The following is a 22,829-nucleotide window of genomic DNA, read 5'->3' on the forward strand; positions in this document are numbered from 1 at the left end:
ACTTCGTACAAGACCCCTGAGATGCCCAGGCCACATGATCGAGCCATGCAGCCTGAACCAGCGCCCGTGCGCTTCGACACCAAGATTGCCGTGCTACTCCGCGACGACGTGCTTCCCTGGCAGCGCCTGAACATCACGGCGTTCCTGGTCAGTGGAGTGGGCACGGTGGTGCCCGAGGTGATCGGCGAGCCGTACGAGGACGCGGACGGCGCGCAGTACCTGCCCATGTTCCGCCAGCCCGTCCTGGTCTTTCAGGGCGACCGGGATGTGTTGCGGTTGGCGCACCAGCGGGCCCTGAGCCGCGACCTGCCCATGTCGGTGTTCACGGCCGAGTTGTTCGGCACGGCCCACGACCGGGACAACCGGTCCGCCGTGCGGCGGTACCCACCGAGAAGCTCGACCTCGTCGGGCTGGCGGTCTACGGTCCGCGCAACGCGGTGGACAGGGTGTTGAAAGGCGCCGACATGCACCCCTGACCGGTGGTCGCCGGTGAAGGGGTCAGGCACTAGATCATGCGACGCCGTACCCGCCACACCACCACACCGATCAGGACCCCCGCGACCGCGACGAACAGCGCGGCCTCGATGAGCTGGAACGTCCAGAACCGGTCCGCCGGGTGGTAGACCCCGAACTGCTGGATGCCCCGCGCGTGCAGGAACTGGTTGAGGTTGGTGCCGGCCTGGTTGGCTGCGTCCTCCAGCTCGTGGTACTCGGTCGAGCTCAGCCTGCGCCCGGTGGCGTCCCCGTAGCCGCGCTCGACCACCCAGTCGGCGAACCCGGGCGCGGCCCGTTGCCCCGCCTTCGAACCGCCGACGGGGACCGGCGTCATGGTGGTGAGCGGGGTGGCGTACGCGGGACGGGCCAACAGCGCCACCGTCATCCGGGCGGCGAGGAACGCCCCGAGCGCGACGCCGAACGCGGGCAGGCTGCGGCGCAGGATCGCCCCGGCGGCGGTGGCGACGCCGAACGCGAACAGCGCGTACGCCACCGGAACAAGCCCTTCCAGGTCGAAGGCGTCCTACTGGAACCGCCCTTCCCACGCGTCGAACGGCTGACGGAACCAGGTGAGCAGCCGTGAACATCCCGGTGAGCGTGACGGTGACGCCGGCCAGCGCCACGAGTTTGGCCGCCAGCCAGCGCATCCGCGGCACGGCCTGCGTCCAGGCGAGCTGCCAGGTGCCGTCCTCCAGCTCACGCGCGAGCAGCGGCGCGCCGAGGAACGCGCCGATGACGACGGGGACCAGGTAGAAGGCCGCCAGGAGGTTCTCGACGTAGCCGTACCCCTCGTCGAGCCGGCGGAAGGACGCCGCGCAGGCCTCGTTGACACCGGCGTCTCTCGCACACCGGGCGGGACCGCCGGGGAACAGGTCGTGGGCCTGCGTTCCGAGCACGAGCAGGGCGATGCCGAACAGACCGACGAGCAGACCCAGGACGCAGACCTCGGACCGGACCGGTGCCGGTCCGATGGAAGTACGGCCTCAGTTCCAGGATCTTCCAGCCCGGGTCCACGCCTCCTGGTCCACCGGCCGAGGACCCTGTTGCAGCCACGTGATGATGCGCTGGGCGTGTTCCTCGGGGGTCTCGGCGGATGACTCCAGGCGGAGGGCCTCGTCGAAGTACGGGAACGCATCGGCCCGCTCGCGAACGAGCGCTTCGTCGAGATCCGTGGCCTGATGACGGTCCCGGAATCGGCTCACGGCCTCGTCGGGCGTCACGAAGAACTCGACGACCCAGAGCGATGCGGAGGAGCCGGCCAACGCTTTGCGGAGACTGGCACGCTGGTCACGCCGAGCGTAGGTGCACTCGAGGACGACCGTCTCTCCCTGATCCACGAACATGCGGGCGAGGAGATGCGCGGCGTCGTAGGCGCGCAGGCGATCGTCACGATTTCGATCGGATCCCGGAAACAGGAGGTCGAAGAGGGTGTCGACCTGCAGGTGGATCCGACCGCGACCCGGCCAGGACCGCCCGGCGGCCAGGACCGCCCCGGCCGTGGTCTTGCCCGAGCACGGAGGGCCCGAGAGCAGGACGATCCCGTTGCTGGTCATTCCGCTCGCGTTTCATGATCGTGGAGGACGCGTCCCCAGTTCCGAACGGACACGGTCTCGAAGCGCCCGAAAGTGTATCCACCCGGATCTGCCGCAGTTTGGTCGCCAGCCCTCGTCCAACGATCAATCATCGTGAGCAAGGGAACCGGGCCGCCGGTGCCGGTCAGCCGACGGCCGGGGCGAGCACCGATTCGCACCAGTGGCGGAACGTCGTGCCGACGCCTTCCTCGCGGGCGGGTGGGTAGACACCCGCCGTCTGCGCCTCGGCCATCTCGATCATGGCGTCGACGACGGCCGGGCTCGCTCCGGACGACGCGTACCGGGCGCGATAGTCGGCGAGGGTGGCCTGCTGGTAGGTGACCGGCCGGCCGAGGGTCTCGGAGATGATCTGCGCCATCTCGCGCGGGGTGTGGTCGACGGGTTCGCGCACGGGTACGTCCTGGTGGCCCGTCCAGGTGGTGTCGGCGAGCAGGCCGGTGGCCGTGCGGGCGATGTCGGCGGTGGCTACCGCCGCGAGCGGCGCGTCGGGGTCGGCGGTGAGCACGAACATCCCCTGGCCGCTGATCAGGTCGACCTGGTGCAGCAGGTTCTCCATGAAGAACGCCGCCTGTAGCGAACGGTAGGCGGCGCCGCTGGACTCCAGCGTGTCGTCCATCGCCCAGGCCGCCGAGAGCAGTCCGGCCGGGCCGTCGAATCCGCGGCCGAGCGAGGAGACGGCCACGACGCGGGGTACGGCGTGCGCACGTACCGCCTCCGCGATGGGGCGCGCGAAGCCGAGGTAGTGCTCGGTGACGTCCGGGGCGCCGAAGTTCGGTGGTACGAGCACGAAGAGCGCCGTGGCGTCGGTCAGCGCGGTCGTGAGCACGGCGGGGTCGGCGTGGGAGCCGACGATCACGTCGGCGTGCTCGCGAAGGGGCTCGGGCAGGCGGGAGGGGTCGCGGGCGATCAGGCGCAGCGGTGCGCCGGCGGCGCGCAGGGACTCGGCGACAGCGGCGCCGATCGTGCCCGTGGGAGTCGTGATGACGATCATGGCTCCCATCGTCGCGCGGGTGCTCGCGGGCGAGAAGGACCAGTTCGGGCGGCATTATTATCCTCAGGGTATGAATCCCGTGGAGTCCCGGCCGCTGCGTTACTTCGTGGCCGTCGCCGAGGAGCTCAACTTCAGCCGGGCCGCCGAGCGGCTCGGCATCGCCGCGCCGGCCCTGTCGCGCGCGATCTCCGGGCTCGAGGCGGACCTCGGCGTCCGTCTGCTCGACCGCACCACCCGAAGCGTCGCGCTCACCGACGTGGGCGCGGTGCTTCTCGCCGACGCGCGGGCAGCGCTCGTCGCGCTCGACGCCGCCACCCGACGCTCCCGGCGAGCCGCGGGTGTGCCCGGCGGCAAGCTGGTGGTCGCGGTGAAGGCCGACGTCGAGGGCGGCCTGCTCGAGGACGTGCTCGCGGCGTACCAGGCGGAGCACGCCGCCGTGCCGATCGAGGTCATGTTCACCGGCTGGCGCGAGCAGCCGGCCCTGCTGCGTGCGGGCGAGGCCGACGTGGCGATCGTCATCGAGCCGTTCGATGCCGATGGTCTGGACGTCGAGCCGCTGCTGTGTGAGCCGCAGGTGCTGGCGCTACCGGCCGGGCATCCGCTCGCCGGACGGCCCCGGCTGCGGATGGCCGACATCGAGACCGGGCATCAACGGACTGTTTCCGGCGCCCACGTCTACGTACGACGCGGCGAGCAACCGCCACCGTTCGGGGACATGGTGCAGATGCTGCGTCAGATCGAACTCGGGCGGATGCTCGCCCTGCTCCCGGTCTCGCTCGCCGAGCGCAACGCCAGGCCGCAGCTCACCTGGCGGCCCGTCGACGACGCGCCGGAGGCCGCCTTCTCGGTGGCGTGGTCGCAGAACTCGCACTCGCTCGCGGTCGCCGCGTTCGTCCGGGTGGCCACCGCGATCTCGGCCCGCCGCCGGACCAGCCGGCTGCCGGACGCCGCGGAGACCGCCTGAGCACCCGTCCGGTCAACCACCGTGACGCGGCGCTAGCGGCGGCGACGGGCGTCGGCCTCGGCGTCGAGCAGGCTGTTGAGGGTCAGCGCCGTGTTGATCAGCGACAGGTGGCTGAAGGCCTGTGGGTAGTTGCCGATCTGCTCACCGGTCGCGGCGATCTCCTCGGCGTAGAGGCCGAGGTGGTTGCTGAAGGTGAACATCTTCTCGAACGTGAGTCGGGCGTCGTCGAGGCGGCCGGACCGGGCCAGCGCCTCGACGTACCAGAAGGTGCACATGTTGAAGGTGCCCTCGTGGCCGGGCAGTCCGTCGGGGGAGTGGACCGGGTCGTACCGGTGGACGAGGCTGTCGGAGACGAGTTCGCGTTCGATCGCGTCCAGGGTGGACAGCCACAGCGGGTCGCTCGGCGTGACGAACCCGACCGCCGGCATGGCCAGCAGCGCGGCATCGAGCACGTTCTCGTCGTACGCCTGCACGAAACTGCCGCGTTCGGGGTGGTACCCGCGGGCCATGACCTGGTTGTAGATGCGGTTGCGCTGTTCGGTCCAGCAGGTCAGGTCGCCGGGGCGGCCGGTGCGGTTGGCCAGGCGGATGGCCCGGTCCAGCGCCACCCAGGACATCACCCGCCCGAACGTGTAGTTACGGGGGTGGTGCCGGCTCTCCCAGATGCCGGCGTCGCGCTGGTCCCAGTTGTGACAGAGCCAGTCGACGAGCCGGACGGTGCTCTTCCACACCTGGTGTGAGACGCGGATGCCCTGCTCGTCGGCGAGGTGCATGGCGTAGAGCGCCTCGCCGTGGATGTCGAGCTGGAGTTGGTCGGCGGCGCCGTTGCCGATGCGCACCGGCCGGGAGCCGCGGTAGCCCTCCAGGTGGTCGAGCACCTCCTCGTGCAGGTCGGAGGAGCCGTCCACCCGGTACATGATCTTCAGTGGGTCCTGGTGCTCGCTGGCCGTGCGGATGCGCTCGTCCAGCCAGTCCATGTAGCGGCTGACCTCCTCGGTGAAGCCGAGGCCGAGCAGCGCGTGCACCGAGAACGACGTGTCGCGTACCCAGGTGTAGCGGTAGTCCCAGTTGCGGCTGCCGCCGACCAGCTCGGGCAGCGCGGCGGTGGGCGCGGCGATCATCGCGCCGGTCGGCGCGTACGTCATGAGCTTCAGCGTGATGGCGGAGCGCTCGACCATCTCCCGCCAGCGGCCGGTGTAGCTGGAGCGTTCCAGCCAGCGACGCCAGTAGTCCCGGGTCCACTCGAACATGCCCTGGATCTCCTCCGGCGGAAAGATCCGTGGTTCGGTGCCGCCCGTCTCCAGGACCACGCCGCCGGTGTCGCCCTCGTTCAGGGTGCCGTACGCGACGAGGTCGCCGCCCTCGAGGTGGACGTCGCCGTGTTCGGAGATCAGCCGCCGTACCGGGTCGACCGGGTTGAACGTCAGCGTCGCCGACCGGCTGCGAAAGACGTAGCCGTTGTGGTGGCGCTCGATCTGGTGCTCCTGGCGGGCGTAGTCGAACCGTGGCCGGCACTCCACCCGGAAGCGCATGCTGCCGCGGACCATGGTGACGATCCGGACCAGGCGGTGCGCGTCGGTGACCCGCTCGCCGGTGACCGGCATGAAGTCCATCACCTCGGCCACCCCGTCGGCGCTGATGAAGCGGGTGATCAGGATGGGGGTGCCGGGCAGGTAGAGCTGCTTGGTGACGTACCGGACGTCGTCCGGCGCGATCCGGAAGTAGCCGCCCTTGTCCTTGTCGAGCAGTGCGGCGAAGATGCTCGGCGAGTCGAAGCGCGGCGCGCAGAACCAGTCGACGGTGCCGTCGCAGGTGACCAGCGCGGCGGTCTGCAGGTCACCAATGAGTCCGTGATCTTCGATCGCCGGATAGCTGTCCACGTCTCTCCCCGGTTCGGCCGCGTCCTGCGCATCGAACCTAAGGGGGGTATGTGCCGAGTTACGCGGAAATGACGGTCAACCACCCTGTCGCGTACCCCCGACGGCACATCCCTCTCGGCGGGCCGCTCGTTGGTGCGACGAGGGCGGACGGAGGGGGACGATGTCGGGGAAACGGGGTGCGGACCTCCTGCGTCCTCCGGACAGCGCTGGCCGCGCCACGTTCCTGGAGCTCTTCTTCGACCTCGCCTTCGTGGTGGCGCTCACGCGGGTCTCGCAGCGCTTCGTCGAGCTGGACGGCGACGCGGGGTGGGAGCTCGTCAACGGGCTCGTTCGTACCCTGCTGCTGTTCCTGGCGCTCTGGCTGGTCTGGTCGCACACCACCTGGATCACCAGCCGCTACGAGCCGGAGATCGCGATCATCCAGGCCGTCGTGGTCGGCACCATGTTCGCCGGCCTGGTCATGGCGGTCACGCTGCCCCGGGCGATGGAGGAGCGGGCGTTCCCGTTCGCGGTCGCGTACCTGCTGGTGATGGTGGTCCGGCCGCTGGTGATCGCGGCCGCCTTGCGGGGCCATCCGCGGCGGCTGGTCGCGTTCCGGCTCGCCGCGTGGGCTGCGTTGAGCGCGCCGATCTGGCTGGTCGGCGCGCTCGGCCCGGAGCGACTGCGCCTGCCGCTGTGGGCCATCGCCGTCGGCGTCGACTACCTCGCCTGGTTCCTGGGGTGGCCGCTGCCGCGCCTGGGCTCCGCGGCGGTGGCGCACTGGCGGATCGCCGGTACGCATCTCGCCGACCGTTACCAGCAGATGTTCCTCATCGCGCTCGGCGAGTCGATCCTGGTGATCGGCGTGGTGTTCAGCGGCCAGGACTACTCCGCGGGTCGAGCGGCCGCCTTCACGGTCGCGTTCGTCACCAGCGCGCTGATCTGGCGGATCTACTTCCACCGCGCCGGGCTGCTGCTGACCGAGGCGCTGGGTGGGGCGGGTCAGCCCGCTCGCCTCGGTACGGCGTCGGAGCGGACGCACCTGCTCATCGTGCTCAGTGTGCTCCTCACCTCGGTCAGCTACGAACTGGTGATCGACGACCCGTTCGGCGCGCCCCGGCCGATGTGGCTGCTGTTCGTGGTGGGCGGGCCGGCGCTCTTCCTCGTCGCGCGGTTGCGGTTGGAGTACGAGGTGTTCGCCCGGGTCTCCCGATCACGGCTGATCGGACTGGTGATCCTGCTGCTGGGCACGCCGCTGTTGATCCGGTGGCCGCCGATGGTCGGCCTGTGTGCGGTGGCCGGGGTGCTGGCCCTGGTCGCGGTCCTCGACGCACTCGGCAGCCGGCGGTCCGCGCCGCAGGTGACCACCCGGTCGGGCGGGCGGGAGACGCCCGGCGGCCGCGACTTCGAGGCGTGACGGTAAGCCTCGACCGTGCCGCGACGACGGCGCGAGGGCGAGCGCCGCGGAGGCGGGCGGTCGAGTCGACCGCCCGCCCGGTGTCGTCAGCTCAAAGTGAACGTCACGTCGTCGACGTCGAAGGCCGTGACGCCGTTGCCGGCCGTCTCGCTGCTCAGGAAACTCGCCGTCGCGGTGCGCTCGACCGCCGCCGTCCCGCTCGACATGACGTACTCCCGCCACTGCGCCCCGCCGTCGAAGGCCAGCGAGAACCTCGTCTTCGGCGGAATGCCGGTGACCGCCAGCCCGACGTTCAGGTAGTCACCGCGGGTGGTTTCCGTGGTGATGGTGCGGACCCAGAAACGAACCGTCAGGTCGCAGTTGGCCGGCACGGTGACGGTCGTGCGCAGCAGGTCGCTACGCGTCACGTCCAGGCCGGCGAAGGTGGCGTACGCGCGACCGGTGTGTGCCGGCCGGGTCTCGTCGCCGAGCACGACCATGCGCGGGCCGGCCGTCCAGCCGTTGGCGCCGCGCTCGAACGACGGGTTGGGGTGCACCTGCCCGGCGCAGGGCGCGGCGGGTGCCGGTGGTGCGTCGGATGCGTCTCGTGCGGCGGATGCGCCGCCCGTGACCAGGAGCAGCAGGGCTGCGGCGGTGGTGGCGATTGCCTTCATCGGTCCTCCTCGAATCATAGAAGGTTGCCGATATCTGACCATCCGTTACGGTGGCCGCCACGTCAAGCGGTTCCCGACCCTGGCGGCCCCGGCGCCAACCAGCCGCTGATCAGTGCGGGCCGAGCTGGCTGATCTCGTAACCCTGGGGGTAGGTCCGAGCCCTGATGCCGTCGGCGAACAGCGGCGTGGCCCGGGGCGCCCCGAACCACCGCTGCCACCGCGCGCGCGTCCGCAACGCGAGGCGCAGGCCGACCCGGACCGGCCACGGCGGTGTGTCGACCCGTGTCGCGCGCCGCAGCGGTTCGTCGTACATGGCGCTGACCAGCGCGTTCCCCAGTGGCGCGAGCGGGCGGGGGAGGCGGGCGAGCATCAGCATGCGGGTGGCCCGCTCGATGGCCGCCGCGTCCTCGTTGGGCAGCAGGTGGGCGGCGTCGTGGGCGTCGAACCAGGTCTCGAACTCCTCGAACGACCCGGGGATGTCGGTGATGCCCATCCGCCGGCCGAGCTCCCGGTAGAACAGGTAGGTGGCCTGCCGCTCGTGGCAGCAGGGCTGCCGCCAGCCGTAGGCGCGCAGCCACCGGATCGGAATCACGACGAGGCAGCCCAGGACGTAGCGGAAGTCGTCGTTGCCGATGTCGTACGGGCGATGGATCTGGTTGACCCGCCGCAGCGCGTCACGGCCCCGGGGCTGGTCGAAGCCGTTGAGGACCATCTCGTACATCAGCAGGCCGGTGTCGTCGATGCGCTTCTGGGTGCGGTCGGTCAGCTCGCCGGTGGTGGTGTGCACGGCGGCGATGGCCGGGACCGAGAAGGACCTGTTGAACGCCAGGTTGAGGCCCAGCTTCAGGTCCCAGGGGAACTCGTGGCGCAGCATCGTCTGGTAGATGTCCAGGTAGTCGCGCTGCGGGTCCAGCGTGCGGATCCGCCTCAGGTTGTCGTACCGGCCCCTCATCGGCGCGCGTCTCCTGCAGTCGGTCGCGGGGTGGCCGCGGCGAGCGTCCGGGCCACCACGGGTGATCGGGCGTAGGCGTCGGTGACGAGCGTCAGCCACGCCACCTCGCCGGCATAGCCACCGTCCGGGCGGTGCAGCTCGTCGGCGGGCTGCGGGGCCGCGGCCACCAGCCCGGCCCGATGCCGCCGCAGCGCGCAGGCCAGGTGCGCGGCCTCGATCGCCGCCTGCCGCTCGGTGGCGCCGAGGCCGGCCCCGGCGGCGAACCGCTCGGCCAGCGCCGTCACCCCCACCTCGGTGTACGGGCGCAGCGCCAGGCGGCCGTCGCGGATCTCGGCGACCCGACGGGTGAGCGCGTAGTCGGTGTCGCGCAGGGCCGCGAACCGGCGGCGCAGGGTGGGGTCGAGTTCCAGCTCGGGAAGGGCCGCGACGAGGTCCCGCCAGAGCGGTTCGAGTCGCCGGTAGGAGTGGAAATCCTCCCACCGTTGGCCGATCTTGAGGGTGGGTCCCCATGCCGGCATGGTGAGGCCGATCGTGATGAGCAACGCGCCGATGGTCACCAGCACCGCCGCGATCTGCCGCTCGCCGGTCGGCCGGTAGCCGGCCCAGTAGGCGACGAGGTAGACGATCTTGTTGGTGCTGTAGAGCAGCGCGACGGCGGCGCCCACGGCCGTGATGCGCAGGCCGCGGCGCAGCCAGGGGCGTCCGCAGATCTTCGCGAAACCCCAGCACAGCCGGGTGATGTCGAAGCAGTAGGCGAAGAAGCCGAGCAGCAGGAAGATCAGCAGGTAGGCGGTGACGACCGGGTCGGTCGCGTACTCGACGGTCAGGCGCACCGGCTCGTCGTAGGTGAGGGTGACGGCGAACAGGCCGAACATGACGAGGAACGCGCACGCGGTGACCCAGACCCAGCGGCGGGCCCGGACGGCGGCCGTCGCCGGGGGCAGCGCGAAGTGCAGCAGCATGATCTCGGCGTTGGCCGAGATGGTCAGGGCGCCGGCGTGCGCCATCACCTTGGCGAGGTTGGGCAGGCCCGACACCTCGTCGATCGCGCTCGCGACGGGCGGGATGGCGACCGTGATCCCGGCGGCGAACGCACCGAGGCCCGCGCAGATCGCGCGGCGGGCCCGGCTCGGATGCCGGCGCTGCAACCGCACCATGTACACGAACGCGACCCAACCGGAGGCCGCGCACACGGTGTAGAGGACGGTGTCCATTCCCGCGCTACCAGTGGGGGTGTTCGAGGGAGTGCCGCAGCCGGCCGTACAACTCGGCGTCCGGCCCGTCGACAGGTGCCTCGTCCGCGTCACCGCGCCCGCTGCGGACCCGCCGCAGCAGCAGCGAGCCGATCATCTCGGCTTCGCGCTCCTCGGCCGCGGCATAGTTGCTGCGGCCGAGACTGCGCCGCACGAGTTGCGGGTCGAGGTCGGGCAGCAGCAGCCGGGACGCGTCCGCGTCCAGCACCTCGGTCGCCTGGTGCCCGGCGAGCAGGTGACCCAGCTCGTGGCCGATGATCAGCAGTTGGTGCAGTGGCGAGGTGTCCTGCTCGTAGAAGATCGCGTCGAAGTCGTTCGTCGGCACGCACATCCCGCACACCGTCTGTGCCGGCAGCGCGATCGGTACCAGGTGAATGGGCCGGCCGCGCCGCTCACCGAGGACGTCGCACAGCCTCCGGACGTCGAAGGGGTCCGGCATCTCCAGCTCGGCGACGATGCGTTCGCAGCGTCGGCGTAGGCGATGCAACCTCACGTCGGTGTTCCCCCACTCGTCGGTGTGCTCCCACCGCAGGATCTGCACGGCCACCCGCTACCGACGATCGTCGGACGCGGTCGTGCCGGTGCCCTCTGCCACGGCCCGTAGCCGGGCCACCATCTGTTCGACGAGCCGCGTGTCGGTCGCGGAGAGGCCGTTGTCGGCGAGCACCTGCCGCAGCGCCACCCGTTTGACGTCCATCCGCCGCAGCTCGCTGAGCAACGTGATCTGGTCCTGGATTCGTCGTGCCGCCGCGTCGTCCACGAAGTAGCCCGAGTTGACACCGAAGGCGGCGGCCAGGGCGCGTACGTGCGAGGTACGGGGATCGCTCGCCACGCCACGACGCAGCTCGCCGATGTAGGCGGCGCTGATCGTCACGCCCGTCTCGGCCGCCGCTTCGTTGATCTTGTCGGCGATCTCCCGATTGGTGTACCTGCGCCCGGGCTCGTCGGAGTCGCCGAGCTCGTCAGGCGTGGGACGGATCTTGTCGAACAGATACTCCAGCCGTGCTGCCAACGTGTCGAGGGGCGGCAACTCCCGCTCCGTCCGCCGAACGTCCACCATGCTCTTCACCCTCCGGCGACCTGAACGACAGTGTCGCAGATGTGCCCCGCCGCGAAACAGACGTTGACAGGCACACGGAACGTGAGCGTAAGCTCGCTCCTGTTCGGAGCAACACCCGTTGAGCGTGAACCCGTTGTGCTCAACGCCTGTTGCGCGACGGGCCCGATCAGGGCCGTCCGGGCCGAACCTGGGGGGAAGCGGGGAGGAATCCGCTCCGCGAGGAGCACAACGGGGGATTCCTCCCACGGCCCGCCCAGGTCGTGCCGGTCCTTCTCGTCAGTACGGGTAGCCCGGAACGTTGAGCCGGACGCTGTACAGGCCGGAGTCGTTCCGTGGACCCGAGGTGATGAACAGGGTCTGCCGGTCGGAGCCACCGAAGGCGACGTTGGTCGTGCCGGTGAAGCCGGGCCGGATCGTGCCCAACTGGACGCCCGCGGGGGAGTAGACGTGGACGAGGGAGTCTCCGCCGGAGGTCCAGTACACGTTGCCGGCGCAGTCGATCGTGCCGCCGTCCGGGCCGCCGATGTAGTTCACGAAGACGCTCCGCGCGCCGGTGCTGCCATCGGGCTGGACGGCGTACTTGTAGATCTTGTTCTCGGAGTAGGCGCCCACGTACAGCGTGCTTCCGTCCGGTGAGAGCGAGATGCCGTTGGGCTGACGCAGTTGGTCGTCCACCAGCGACACCTGCCCGTTGACGACGCGGAAGACGCTGGTACGCCCGTTCATCTGGTCCGGGCGGTTGCCGCGCTGGAAGTTGGGGTCGGTGAAGTAGGTGACGCCGTCCGAGCGGACCGCGACGTCGTTGGGCGAGTTGAACGCCCGACCCTGGTAGTTCGCCGCGACGGTGCTGCGGGCCCGGTCACTCAGCCGGTACGCGGACACGTTGCGCTGGTCGTGGGTGGCCGCCACGAGCTGCTGGCCGTCGGCGCTGAGCGCGATGCCGTTGCTGCCGGCGTTCGAGATGAACGTGTCGAACGTCGACGGCGGCGTGAACCTACGGATCGTGGACGGCTGCACGTTGTACGGCCCGGTGCCGGCGGCCATGTCGGAGAAGAGCAGGTAGCCGCCGTCGGCGACCCAGACGGGCCCTTCGAGAAACGAGAACCCGCCCTGGATGCGCGGCGCCGTCACCGAACTGGCCGGCAGTGGTGAGCCGTAGCTGGCCCCCGTCGGGCAGGCGCCGGGCGGCGTGCCGGGCGGGCCGGCGAGCCTGACGTACGCGTCGGCCTGGGCGGTCGCCGATCCTCGGGCGGCGGCGGGAACGGGTGCCGCGCTGACCGCGAGGCAGAGCCCGGCCAGGATGGCGATGGTGGGACGCCGGTTCATCGGGTGCTCCAATCGGCGTCGACGGGTCGCGCGGACCGGCCGACGGTGTCGAGGGCGCGTGCGGGCGCGGTGCGGCCCGCCCGCCGGGGCTATTCCAGGTGGAAGGTGGCGGAGCTTCGCTCGGCGCTCGTACCGACCGCCTCCAGGTAGAGCAGACCGTCGCGGTGCCGCACGAAGCGGCCCGGGTAGTTCTGTGACTCCAGGGAGATGCCGGCGCTGTCGGCCAGGCCGGGCCGGCGTTGGAAACTCGCGTCGCTGGCGAAGATCGACGACCCGTCGTTCGCTGCGATGGACAGGGCGAATCCGTAGTGGCGCAGGTAGTAGCCCGGGTAGTTGGTCGACTCCAACGACACGCTCCCGCCGCCGGCCAGGCCGTTGACGATGCGGAACTGGGAGTCGGCCAGGTTGGTCACGTTCGGCTCGACCCGTGCCCGGTAGTCGTAGTGCCGGACGTAGCTGGTCGTCAGGTCGTGCGACCGCAGCCGGACCGGGGTGGCCCCGTCGGGCACGGGGATGCCGAAGTTGGGGGTGCCGTCGGCGTTCCAGTACAGCTTCTGCAGGCGGGTCCGCCGGTTCGGGTCGTTGAGGGGGTCGCCGCTGATGTCGCGGTAGTTCCGGTCGTGGTAGACCAGGATGTCGCTCTGCCCGTCCTCGGAGACGGTGAACGAGTTGTGGCCGGGGCCGTACTGGCCGGTGGCCGCGCTGGTGGCGAAGACCGGGTTGGGGCTCTTGCTCCAGGCGGCCGCGTCGAGCAGGTTCGCGGTGGTCGAGGCGCTGAGCATCCCGAGGCAGTAGTTGGCGTCGGTGGCGCTGGCCGAGTAGGTCAGGAAGAGACGTCCGTTGCGCTGGATCACGGCCGGTCCCTCGGCGACCCGGTAGCCGCGGGTCTCCCAGGCGTACGTCGGTACGACGAGCCGGGTCACGGTGCCCGTGATCTGCCACGGGTTGGCGCCCATCCGGGCGAGGTAGACGTTCGAGTTGGTGGAGATGCCCGGCTCCTGCTGCGCCCAGGTCAGGTAGCGCACCCCGTTGGCCACGAAGGTCGAGGCGTCCAGGCTGAAGGTGTCCCAGGGCGTCGTGATCCGGCCGCGTTCGGTCCACCCTCCGGTGAGCGGGTTCGCGTTGGCGGTCTCCAGCACGTACATCCGGATGCGCCACACGTCGTCGGTCCGGCCGGCGGCGAAGTAGACGTACCAGCGGTCGTTGATGAAGTGGATCTCCGGGGCCCAGATGTGGGCGCCCATCTCTCCGCTGGTGTGCCGGCTCCAGATCGTGGTCTCCGCCGCCGTCGCCAGACCCTGCAGGGTGGTCGCGCGGCGCAGGACGATCCGGTCGTACTGCGGCACGGTCGCGGTCAGGTAGTAGTAGCCGTCGGTGTGCCGGAAGATGTGCGGGTCGGCCCGCTGGTTGACCAGCGGGTTGGTGTAGTTCACGGCGGGCGCGGCCTGCGCGGGCCCCGCCACGGGCAGCCCGACCGACACGGCGAGCACCACCAGCAGCGCGGCCAGCATCGAGCGGCGGCGGGGGACGCCCGGACCGGCGGTCCTCCGGTCGAGTGGCAGCGGCATCTGTCCTCCGTGAGCTGTGGGTACCGCGCTGGTCGACGCGGCCCTCGGCGGCCGACCTGCGGCACGTCGAGGGCGCGAACGCCCGTGTGCAGGAACGTGTGACGGGAGTGTTGCGCCCAGGTAACGGCCTCAGTGTTGGCGCTAACATCGACGAGTGTCAAGGTCTTCCGGTAGTTCCCGGGCCACCGCGCAGCACCGACCACCACCCGCGACGGCGGGTGACGCGGTCGGTCGCAACGGAGGTTTCACCATCGCCTGGCGGGTACTCAGGCGCACCGACACGGCCGGTGGAAAGCAGTGTCACGAGCGAGGGAGCGCCTGTCATGCCCGATGCGGAGCCCACCGTCGTCCTGGTGCACGGCGCGTTCGCCGAGTCGGCCAGCTGGAACGGCGTGATCGAGCGGCTGGGTGCCGCGTACAACGTCGTGGCCGCCGCCAACCCGCTGCGCAGCGTCGCGGGCGACGCCGCGTACGTGCGGGACGTGGCACGGGGGATCGGCGGGCCCGTCGTGCTCGTCGGCCACTCGTACGGCGGCATGGTGATCACGCAGGCCGCGGCGGGCGACACGTCGGTGCGGGCTCTCGTGTACGTCAACGCGTTCGCGCCGGACACCGGCGAGTCGGCGTTGTCGCTGTCGGGAAAGTTCCCCGGCAGCACGCTCGCCGACACGCTGGTGCAGTACCCGGTGTCGACCGGCGGCAACGAGGTGGCGATCGGCCAGGACGCGTACCACGCCCAGTTCTGCGCCGACGCGTCGGACGACCTCGCCGCGCTGATGGCCCGCACCCAGCGGCCCATCACCGAGCAGGCCCTGGGCGACGGGCTCACCGGCGAACCCGCCTGGCGGTCCCTGCCGAGCTGGTTCGTGTTCGGCGACGCCGACAAGAACATCCCGGTCGCCGTACACCGGTTCATGGCCGAGCGGGCCGCCCCGCGCGGCCAACGCGAGGTGGCGGGCGGTTCGCACGCGATGGCGGCGGCCCCGCAGGCCGCGAGCGAGATCGCCGAGACGATCATCGAGGCGGTCCGGGCCACCTGACCGCGTACGCCGACGGCTCGACGCGAGAGCCGGAACGCGCCCGCGTAGCCTTGCGGTCGTGCGGGACTGGGCGCTGCGGCCGGCGCTGACGGCGGACGTCGAGGCGGTGGCCGAGTTGCGGTCCGTGGTGCTGCGGCCGGATCTGGAACGGCTCGGGCGGTACGACGCGCAGCGGGTCCGGCAACGACTGCGGGACGGGTTCTCGCCGGCACACACCTGGCTGATCGAGGTAGACGGCGCGTTCGCCGGGTGCGTGTCCCTGCGGCCGGGCGAGGACGCCCATTGGCTGGAGCACTTCTACCTGACGCCGCCCACGCAGGGCGTCGGCATCGGCGCCGCCGTGCTGCGCTCGCTGCTCGAGCGGTGCGACCGCGACGGCGTCCGCGTCCGGTTGAACGTGCTGCGCGGCAGCGCGGCCCGGCGGCTGTACGAGCGGCACGGATTCACGCTCGAAACCGAGGATCCGATCGACGTGTTCATGGTGCGCGAGCCGAACCGGGCCGGCCGGCCGACTGATCAACCGCGACCGGTCGTCTCCCGGTACGCCGCGCCCAGAGCGGTCAGGCCGCGTCCCAACTCCGGGCCGCGTACCCCGGCGTAGCCGAGCACCAGCGCCGGCGGGCGGTCGTCCGGCCGTAGGGCGTAGAAGCGGCCACCGCGGACCAGCACCGAGCGACGCCGGGCCGCGTGGACCACGGCCTCCTCCGCGTACCTGGCCGGCAGCAGCAGGTACGCCTGGAGTCCGCCGTTCGCGCCGAGCAGGGTGACGTCGGGCAGGTGCCCGGCGACGAAGTCGCGGACCGCCTGACGGCGCTTCTGCACGTCCGCGCCGAGTCGGCGCAGGTGTCGGTCGAAGGCGCCGGTGTCGATCAACCGGGCGAAGGCGAGCTGTTCCAGGCCGGAGCAGCCGATGTCCCAGCTGGCCCGGATCCGCTCGACCGCCGCGGTCAGGTCGGCGGGGATGGCCAGCCAGCCGAGGCGCAGCGCCGGCGTGAGGACCTTGCTGGCGCTGCCGGCGTAGACCACCCGGTCGGGCGCGAGGCTCTGCACCGCCGGCAGCCGGTGCGCCGGGGCGACGAGGGCGGCGTCGAAGTCGTCCTCGATGACGTAGCCGTCGACTTTCTTCGCCCAGGCCACGAGCTGTGCCCGGCGTCGTGCGGTGAGCGTGACCCCGGTCGGGAACTGGCTGGCCGGGGTGATCAGCACGGCACGGACGCCGCTCGCGTCCAGCGCGTCCACCCGGATGCCGTCGGAGTCCACCGGGATGCCCACCGGACGCAGGCCGGCCTCGGCGACGAACTCCCACTCGCCCGGGTGCCCCGGATCCTCCACCCCGAGCGTGTCGTGGCCACGGTCGCGCAGCACGCGGCAGAGCAGCGCGAGCCCCTGCGCGAAGCCGGACGTGACCATGAGGCGCTCCGGCCGGGTCCGTACCCCACGCACCCGGCCCAGGTAGCCGGCGAGGGTGTGCCGTACGACCGGCAGCCCGGACGGCGGGGCGTAGCCCAGCTCGCGACGGCCGGCCGAGGTGACCACCGCGCTGACCGCCCGGATCCAGTCCTGGCGGGGGAACGTCGAGTCGTGCGGGCTGCCGGTGCGCAGGTCGCAGACCGCCGGGGCGGGCGGGTGGTCGTCCGGGGTGAGCGCCGAGGCGACGTCGGCGCGGGCCGCCGCCGCCACCGAGGTGCCCGAGCCGTGCTGGGAGACGAGGTACCCCTCGGCGCAGAGTTGTCCGTACGCCTCGACGACCACACTGCGGGACACGCCGAGGTCGGCGGCGAGCTGCCGGCTCGACGGCACCCGGGTGCCGGGGCGCAGCGCGCCCTCCTCGATCTGCGTACGGAATGCGTTACGGAGCTGCACTGCCAGCGTTCCACGCGATTGCCCGTCTATTGACAGGCTTAGATTAAGGGACAAGTGGTCCGCTCCGAGATCGTCGAAGTGGTATGGACAGCGTGATCCGTGCCTGTGGAAAGTGTTGGTCGGGTGCACAACCGCCCGGTGGCCGGCGAATCAGGGCGTATGTTCCGAGCGTGTCCAATGTGGACGCCCCGCCGCCGGCGCCGGGGTGGTCGTGCGAAGTCCTTTCGCCTGGGGGAAGGGTCCGACCTGCCGCGTCGTCGGCGGGACCAGCGCCAACGGTGGTGCGGAATCGGGCTGTTCAGAGGGGGTTCCGCAAGTGTCCCTATTGTCAACCGAACCCGCCGCGTGGTCGATCCGAGCACATTCGTCGACCGATACACGTACCGCATTTATGGACTCAATTCCGGTGGAAGTGACATCTGTCACACTGCCGTCGATCGATCCGTTGTCGCTCTACACCGCACTCGCCGACAGTCTTTCCCACGACGACCTGTATCTGTTCGAAAGCCTGGACGGTCCTGTTCGGGACCGATATGCCGCAGCCGTCGGTTGGGGTCTCCTCGCCGAGGTGCGACTCATCGCCGACCGCCTCGAGCTGGCCGCCGACGGTCCGCTGGGTGACGCCCTGGCCGCCGTGTTCACCGCCGTCCTGGGCGAACCGGGCCGGCGGGCCACCACGGCGCGAGTCTGGCCCGTCGCCGGACCGACCGAGGTGTGGGCCGCCGTCCGGGCGGCACAGCGCGCGTTCGCCGTGCGCACGACCGTCCCCACCGACACCTTCGCCTTCGGATTCCTCACCACCCTGGCGTACGAGGCCGCGCGGGACATGGACGAACTCGGTACCGAGCGGGTGGTCGACGACGTTCCCCGCTGCACGCTCGCGCTGTTCCGGCACACCGTCTGGTGGGATCTACGCGCCGGCACGGTCCGGCGGCTCGACGCCAGCGGGCCGCACCTGCCCCCGGACGACGCCGCCCGTCTGCCCGAGCTGCCCGTGCGACCGACCGCCCCGCACCCGCACGTGCCGGCCGCCCCGCCACCGCGTCTGGTCCGGGACACCGTCGACGAGGAGACGTTCGCCGCCCGGGTGAAGCAGTGCCTGCGGCACATCGAGGTCGGGGACAGCTACCAGATCCAGATCGGCCACCGGATCGACGTGGAGACGACGCTGACACCGTTGGAGGTCTACCGGCGACTGCGTCACCGCAACCCGTCGCCGTACATGTACCTCACCCCGTGGGCCGGACGGACCGTCATCGGGGCCAGCCCGGAGCTGTTTCTGCGCATCGAGGACGGCCGCCTCTCGATGCGTCCGATCGCCGGAACGGCCCGCCGCGCCGCCGACCCCGAAGCCGACCGACGGCGGGTGGTCGAGCTGGCGACGAGCGAGAAGGAACGGGCCGAGCACGTCATGCTCGTCGACCTGTGCCGCAACGACATCGGCCGGGTCTGCGTGCCGGGGACGCTCAGCGTCGACAGCATGTTCGACGTCGAGCCGTTCGCGTACGTGCACCACCTGGTCTCGACCGTCTCGGGCCAGCTCGCCGACGACGCCGACGTGTGGGCGGCGATCTGCGCGACCTTCCCGGCCGGCACCATGACCGGCGCCCCGAAGCTGCGGGCCATGGAGATCATCGACGGTCTGGAGGACGAGCCCCGGGGCGTCTACGCCGGCGCGGTCGGGCTGGTCGACGTCCGTGGCTACGCGGTGCTCGCCCTCTGCATCCGGACCGCCGTGCACGACGGCCGGCACTACCGGACCCAGGCCTCGGCCGGGGTCGTGGCCGACTCCACCCCGGGCGACGAGTGGCGCGAGACGCTGGCCAAGATGAACGCCACCTACTGGGCCCTGACCGGTAGGGAGCTGCTGTCGTGAAGGTCCTGCTCGTCGACGCGTACGACAGCTTCACCCACATCATCGACCAGTACCTGCGGACGCTCGGCGCACAGACCGTGGTGGTCCGCTCCCGGGCGGCGACCAACGACCAGCTCGTGGCCCTGCGGCCCGACGCGGTAGTGCTGGGCCCCGGGCCGGGCCACCCCGCCGAGTCCGGGCACGTGGAGCTGGTGCACGCCTTCGCCGGTCGGGTCCCGCTGCTCGGGGTCTGCCTCGGCCACCAGGCGATCGGCCTCGCCTACGGCGGGACGATCGCGGTCGCCCGGCACCTGATGCACGGCAAGACCAGCGTGGTCACCCACGACGGCCAGGGCGTCTTCGAGGGCACGCCCGCGCCGCTCACCGTCACCCGCTACCACTCGCTGATCGTCGCGGACCCGGTGCCCCCGGCCCTGCGGGTGACCGCGCGGTCGTCCGACGACGGCTACGTGATGGGGGTACGACACCACACGCTCGCGGTGCAGGGGGTGCAGTTCCACCCGGAGAGCGTGCTCACCGAGGCCGGCCTGCGGCTGTTCGACAACTTCCTGCGCCAGGCGTCGACGACCGCGCAACGGCCACCCGGATTGGCCTCACCGGATCACCCCGGATTGGCCACAAGCGGTGGTCGTCCCGCTGCGTACGGTCGGGCGGACAATCGGACCCGACTCTCACGAGGATCACGATGACCCAGCTCAGCGACGGTGCGGCCACTCTCACCGTCCGCATCGACGACCGGGTGCTGACCGCGGTGCCGGACTACGTGCTCGGCGTGCTCGCCGTGGCGCTGGTCGAGGTCGTACCGGCGCCTCCCGCCGTGTCGGCGTTGCTCACCGCCGCGGAGGACGCGCTGCACGGCGCCGGCCTGGACAAGGCCGGCGTGGCCGACCTGCCGGGCATCGCGGCCTGGCGCGAGGCGTACCGGGCGGTGGGGGTGAACCCGAACCGGTTCCCCTGTGCCGCCGAATCGATCACCCGCCGGGTGGCCAAGGGCGACCGGCTGCCCCGGATCAACGCCCTGGTCGACCTCTGCAACGCCGTCTCGCTCGGCGCGGCGCTGCCGGTGGCGTCGTGCGCGGTCGACGGCCTCACCGACCTCGTGGTGCGGCCGGCCGACGGCACCGAGACGTACCTGCCGCTGGGCGTTCCCGACGCGCCCGAGCGTCCCGAGCCGGGTGAGGTCGTCTACGCCGACGCCGACGGGCGGGCCCACTCGCGGCGCTGGAACTGGCGGCAGGGCCACCTGGTCCGCACCGACCTGGGCCCGCACGCGTTGCTGCTCACCGTCGAGTCGGCCCACCCCGGCGGACGGGCGGAGGTGGTTGACGCGTTGGCCCGCCTCGGCGGCGTCCTCGCCGGGATGTCCGCCGGCCCACGGCAGGAGGCGGTGCTCGACCGCGACGCGACGAGCGCCGTCCTGGGTACCGCGGGACCGCTGAGCCCGGCGGGCAGCAACGGTCGGAGCCGTCCGTGAACCCCGCGATCCTGGTGATCTACCGCCCGGCGGCCGGGCGGTACGCCGCCCAGTTCCGCGCCGTGGTCGCCGCCGCCGCCGAGCGGGGCGTGGCGACCGTCGCGCTGCTGCCGACCGGGCAGCCGTCCGCCGACACCGCCGGTCTGCCCTGCTACCACGCCGACCTCGACGACCGCGAGGCCGTCCGTTCGATCGTCGCGACGATCGTCGCCGAGCACCCGGTGCGGCGCGTCTTCCCGCTCTTCGAGGGCGACGTGCTGACCGCCGCGCACTGCCGACGGGACCACGGCATCGACGGGCTCGACCCGGACAGGGCGCTGACCTTCCGCGACAAGAACGTCATGCACCGCCGCGCCACCGAGCTCGGTGTGCCGGTGGCCCGCTCCTGCCGCCCCGAGACGGTCGGGGCGGTCGCCGAGTTCGCCGCCGAGGTCGGTTGGCCGGTGGTCGTCAAGCCGTACGCCGGCTGGGCCTGCGGCGACACGCACCGGGTGGACTCCGTCGAGGACCTGGCCCGGGTGTGGCCGTTGATCGCCGACGACCGGCACGACTACCGGGTGGAGGAGTACGTCCGGGGTGCGGAATACCACGTCGACTCGCTGCTGCGCGACGGCGAGGTGGTCTTCGAGCAGCTCTCCCGCTACACGTACTCCGTCCTGGAGTTCCGCGACGAGCCCGGCGGCACGGTCTCCCGCAAACACGACCTGACCGACGCCGAGCGGCGCATCCTGGCCGCCAGCGCCACCGTGCTGCGTGGCTTCGGGATGCGGACCGGCGTGGCGCACGTCGAGTTCTTCCTCCGCGACGACGGCGAGGTGGTCTTCGGCGAGGCGGCGGCCCGGGCCGGTGGCGGCTCGATCGTCCCCGCCATCGAGGCCGGGCGGGGGATCAACCTGGCCGGGGAGTGGTGCCGCCTCGAACTGGACCCGGAGCACGTGCCGACGACCACGCTCGGGCCGGAGATCGGCACCGAGTACCTGTGCTCCGACCGGTACGGGCGGATCACCGCGATCACCTCGGCGGCGCAGTTGCGGGCGCTCGACGCGGTACGCGACGCGGACGTGTGGAAGCGCGTCGGTGACGTGCTCGCCGCGCCGACCGCCTCGAACGACGTGCTCGGCTGGTACGTCTGCGAGGGGCGGGACTTCGACGCCGTCCGCGCCCGCTTCAAGGTCATCCGCGACTCCTTCGAGGTGCGCACCGAACCGGTGGGGGAGTCGTCATGTGGCTGAGCCGGTTCCGGGCCCTGCCCCGCCCGCTGCGGATGCTGGTCTACGCGTCCTTCATCAACCGGGCCGGCATGTTCGTCTTTCCCCTGCTCGCGGTCTACCTGGTGCAGAGCCGGCAGCTCAGCACCGGCGAGGCGGGCGTGCTGATCTCCGCGGGCAGTACCGGTCTGCTCGCCGGCAGCCTGCTCAGCGGGCCGGTCTGCGCCCGCGCCGGCCGCCGCGCCGCGCTGGTGGCGAGCCTGGTGCTCAACGCGGCCGGTTACCTGGGCCTGGCCGTGGTCGACGGTCCCACCTGGACGTACGCGGTGCTGCTCTTCGTCGCGCTGGTCGGCATGGGCATGTTCTCCCCGGCGGCCAACACGCTGATCGCCGACCTGACCGAGCCGGGCGAGCGGCCGTTCGCGTACACCGTCAGCTATCTCGCCAACAACCTCGGCATGGGGGTCGGCCCGCTGCTCGGCGGGTTCGCGGCGGCCCTGTCGTACGAGCTGATGTTCGCCGGGAACATCCTGCTCGGTCTGCTCGCGGCGGCCACCATCTGGCTGTTCGTACCCGCCGAGACCCGCCGTGCCCCGACGACCGCGCCGGTCGTCACGACCCGCTGGGCCGGGCTGCGCCGGGATGTCGACGTGGCGCTGCTGGTGCTGGTCTCCTTCTGTTACGTCGCGCCGCTGATCGGCCTGGAATACACGCTGCCTCTCGCGGTCACCACCGTGCTGCACTCGTCGGTGGCGGTGGTCGGCGCGGTCTACACCATCAACAGCGTCGTCGTGGTCAGCGCCAGCCTGCTGATCGAAAAGCGGATCAAGGCGTACTCGACCCGGGTCCTGCTGATCGTGGCCGGCCTGCTCTGGTCGGCCGGCATGGCCGTCCTGGTGTTCGCCTTCTCGCTGCCCGCCGTGCTGCTCTCCACGGTGGTCTGGACCCTCGGGGAGATCATCGCCTCGGTGGTGGTGCCCACCTACATCGCCGACCACGTGCAGGAGCGTCGGGTCAGCAGCTTCATGGCCCTGAACGCCTTCGTGCTCAGCTCGGCCCGGTTGGTCGTGCCGATGGGTCTCGGCTTCGTCTGGCAGACCCAGGGGCACCAGCCCGTCCTCCTGATCCTCCTGCTGACCCCGGTGGTCGGTGTGGTCGCGTTCGCGGCGCTGCGAATCCGACCGGCCGTCCGGCCCGTGCCGGCGCCCGCCGAACCGGCCACCGCCAGTCCCTGACAC

At 71.4% G+C, this 22,829-nt stretch carries 20 protein-coding genes and 2 pseudogenes; 10 read left to right on the forward strand and 12 right to left on the reverse strand.

Annotation, left to right across the window (positions count from 1 at the left end; translation table 11 throughout):
• Positions 1-45: 45 nt before the first annotated feature.
• Positions 46-476: pseudogene (locus AB0B55_RS16355) on the forward strand (DUF2000 domain-containing protein).
• Positions 477-505: 29 nt separating this feature from the next.
• Here the strand turns inward: AB0B55_RS16355 and AB0B55_RS16360 are convergent.
• From AB0B55_RS16360 to AB0B55_RS16370, 3 genes are all read right to left on the reverse strand, one after another.
• Entirely contained in the window at positions 506-988 is a 483-nt protein-coding gene (locus AB0B55_RS16360) for a hypothetical protein (protein ID WP_357172076.1), read from the reverse strand.
• A 490-nt stretch (positions 989-1,478) separates the two neighbouring features.
• Positions 1,479-2,048, reverse strand: a complete 570-nt coding sequence (locus AB0B55_RS16365; RefSeq protein ID WP_357172077.1) for an AAA family ATPase — start codon at positions 2,046-2,048, stop codon at positions 1,479-1,481.
• A 163-nt stretch (positions 2,049-2,211) separates the two neighbouring features.
• Entirely contained in the window at positions 2,212-3,078 is an 867-nt protein-coding gene (locus tag AB0B55_RS16370; protein WP_357121038.1) for an NAD(P)H-binding protein, read from the reverse strand.
• On the opposite strand from AB0B55_RS16370, the gene AB0B55_RS16375 reads away from it, so the two are divergent.
• A complete protein-coding gene (locus tag AB0B55_RS16375; RefSeq protein ID WP_357172078.1) occupies positions 3,068-4,042 on the forward strand; it encodes a LysR substrate-binding domain-containing protein in 975 nt (324 codons plus the stop codon). The genes AB0B55_RS16370 and AB0B55_RS16375 overlap by 11 nt on opposite strands.
• A 32-nt stretch (positions 4,043-4,074) precedes the next feature.
• Here the strand turns inward: AB0B55_RS16375 and AB0B55_RS16380 are convergent, their stop codons facing one another.
• Positions 4,075-5,922: a glycoside hydrolase family 15 protein gene (locus AB0B55_RS16380; protein WP_357172079.1), complete on the reverse strand. Its 1,848-nt coding sequence runs from the start codon at positions 5,920-5,922 to the stop codon at positions 4,075-4,077.
• Between the two features lie 160 nt (positions 5,923-6,082).
• Between AB0B55_RS16380 and AB0B55_RS16385 the strand changes: the two genes are divergently transcribed.
• Positions 6,083-7,318, forward strand: coding sequence for a low temperature requirement protein A (locus AB0B55_RS16385; protein ID WP_357172080.1), 1,236 nt, complete (start codon positions 6,083-6,085; stop codon positions 7,316-7,318).
• 86 nt (positions 7,319-7,404) lie between these two features.
• Here the strand turns inward: AB0B55_RS16385 and AB0B55_RS16390 are convergent, their stop codons facing one another.
• The 7 genes from AB0B55_RS16390 to AB0B55_RS16420 form a co-directional block, all read right to left on the reverse strand.
• On the reverse strand, positions 7,405-7,971 hold the full coding sequence (locus tag AB0B55_RS16390) for a hypothetical protein (protein WP_357121051.1): 567 nt from the start codon (positions 7,969-7,971) through the stop codon (positions 7,405-7,407).
• Positions 7,972-8,080: 109 nt separating this feature from the next.
• Entirely contained in the window at positions 8,081-8,923 is an 843-nt protein-coding gene (locus AB0B55_RS16395) for an oxygenase MpaB family protein (RefSeq protein ID WP_357172081.1), read from the reverse strand.
• Entirely contained in the window at positions 8,920-10,137 is a 1,218-nt protein-coding gene (locus tag AB0B55_RS16400; RefSeq protein WP_357172082.1) for an MAB_1171c family putative transporter, read from the reverse strand. Before AB0B55_RS16400 ends, AB0B55_RS16395 begins: the two co-directional genes overlap by 4 nt.
• A gap of 7 nt (positions 10,138-10,144) precedes the next feature.
• Entirely contained in the window at positions 10,145-10,717 is a 573-nt protein-coding gene (locus tag AB0B55_RS16405) for a hypothetical protein (RefSeq protein WP_357172259.1), read from the reverse strand.
• A 9-nt stretch (positions 10,718-10,726) separates the two neighbouring features.
• Positions 10,727-11,236 (reverse strand): hypothetical protein, encoded by a 510-nt coding sequence (locus AB0B55_RS16410; protein ID WP_357121060.1) that lies wholly within the window; start codon positions 11,234-11,236, stop codon positions 10,727-10,729.
• 276 nt (positions 11,237-11,512) lie between these two features.
• Positions 11,513-12,562: an SMP-30/gluconolactonase/LRE family protein gene (locus AB0B55_RS16415; protein ID WP_357121063.1), complete on the reverse strand. Its 1,050-nt coding sequence runs from the start codon at positions 12,560-12,562 to the stop codon at positions 11,513-11,515.
• Positions 12,563-12,651: 89 nt separating this feature from the next.
• On the reverse strand, positions 12,652-14,130 hold the full coding sequence (locus AB0B55_RS16420; protein WP_357172083.1) for a family 43 glycosylhydrolase: 1,479 nt from the start codon (positions 14,128-14,130) through the stop codon (positions 12,652-12,654).
• A gap of 323 nt (positions 14,131-14,453) precedes the next feature.
• Between AB0B55_RS16420 and AB0B55_RS16425 the strand changes: the two genes are divergently transcribed.
• Positions 14,454-15,170, forward strand: a complete 717-nt coding sequence (locus AB0B55_RS16425; RefSeq protein WP_357121069.1) for an alpha/beta hydrolase — start codon at positions 14,454-14,456, stop codon at positions 15,168-15,170.
• 58 nt (positions 15,171-15,228) lie between these two features.
• On the forward strand, positions 15,229-15,771 hold the full coding sequence (locus tag AB0B55_RS16430) for a GNAT family N-acetyltransferase (RefSeq protein WP_357121072.1): 543 nt from the start codon (positions 15,229-15,231) through the stop codon (positions 15,769-15,771).
• On the opposite strand, the gene AB0B55_RS16435 is transcribed toward AB0B55_RS16430, so the two are convergent.
• Positions 15,687-17,033 (reverse strand): PLP-dependent aminotransferase family protein, encoded by a 1,347-nt coding sequence (locus tag AB0B55_RS16435; RefSeq protein WP_357121075.1) that lies wholly within the window; start codon positions 17,031-17,033, stop codon positions 15,687-15,689. The genes AB0B55_RS16430 and AB0B55_RS16435 overlap by 85 nt on opposite strands.
• A 412-nt stretch (positions 17,034-17,445) precedes the next feature.
• Between AB0B55_RS16435 and AB0B55_RS16440 the strand changes: the two genes are divergently transcribed.
• The 5 genes and pseudogenes from AB0B55_RS16440 to AB0B55_RS16460 all read left to right on the forward strand — a co-directional run bounded on the left by AB0B55_RS16440 (position 17,446) and on the right by AB0B55_RS16460 (position 22,826).
• Positions 17,446-18,909 (forward strand): anthranilate synthase component I family protein, encoded by a 1,464-nt coding sequence (locus tag AB0B55_RS16440; RefSeq protein ID WP_357172084.1) that lies wholly within the window; start codon positions 17,446-17,448, stop codon positions 18,907-18,909.
• Positions 18,906-19,469, forward strand: a pseudogene (locus AB0B55_RS16445) (aminodeoxychorismate/anthranilate synthase component II); the annotation flags it as partial. The gene AB0B55_RS16440 and the pseudogene AB0B55_RS16445, both read left to right, overlap by 4 nt.
• Before the next feature lie 125 nt (positions 19,470-19,594).
• The gene (locus AB0B55_RS16450; RefSeq protein ID WP_357121081.1) at positions 19,595-20,383 is read left to right on the forward strand and encodes a phenylalanine--tRNA ligase beta subunit-related protein; all 789 of its coding nucleotides are present in this window, start codon (positions 19,595-19,597) and stop codon (positions 20,381-20,383) included.
• Positions 20,380-21,615 (forward strand): ATP-grasp domain-containing protein, encoded by a 1,236-nt coding sequence (locus AB0B55_RS16455; protein ID WP_357172085.1) that lies wholly within the window; start codon positions 20,380-20,382, stop codon positions 21,613-21,615. Before AB0B55_RS16450 ends, AB0B55_RS16455 begins: the two co-directional genes overlap by 4 nt.
• Entirely contained in the window at positions 21,606-22,826 is a 1,221-nt protein-coding gene (locus tag AB0B55_RS16460) for an MFS transporter (protein WP_357172086.1), read from the forward strand. Before AB0B55_RS16455 ends, AB0B55_RS16460 begins: the two co-directional genes overlap by 10 nt.
• Positions 22,827-22,829: the final 3 nt, after the last annotated feature.

The sequence above is a fragment of the Micromonospora sp. NPDC049107 genome (assembly GCF_040648595.1).
Taxonomy (GTDB): domain Bacteria; phylum Actinomycetota; class Actinomycetes; order Mycobacteriales; family Micromonosporaceae; genus Micromonospora.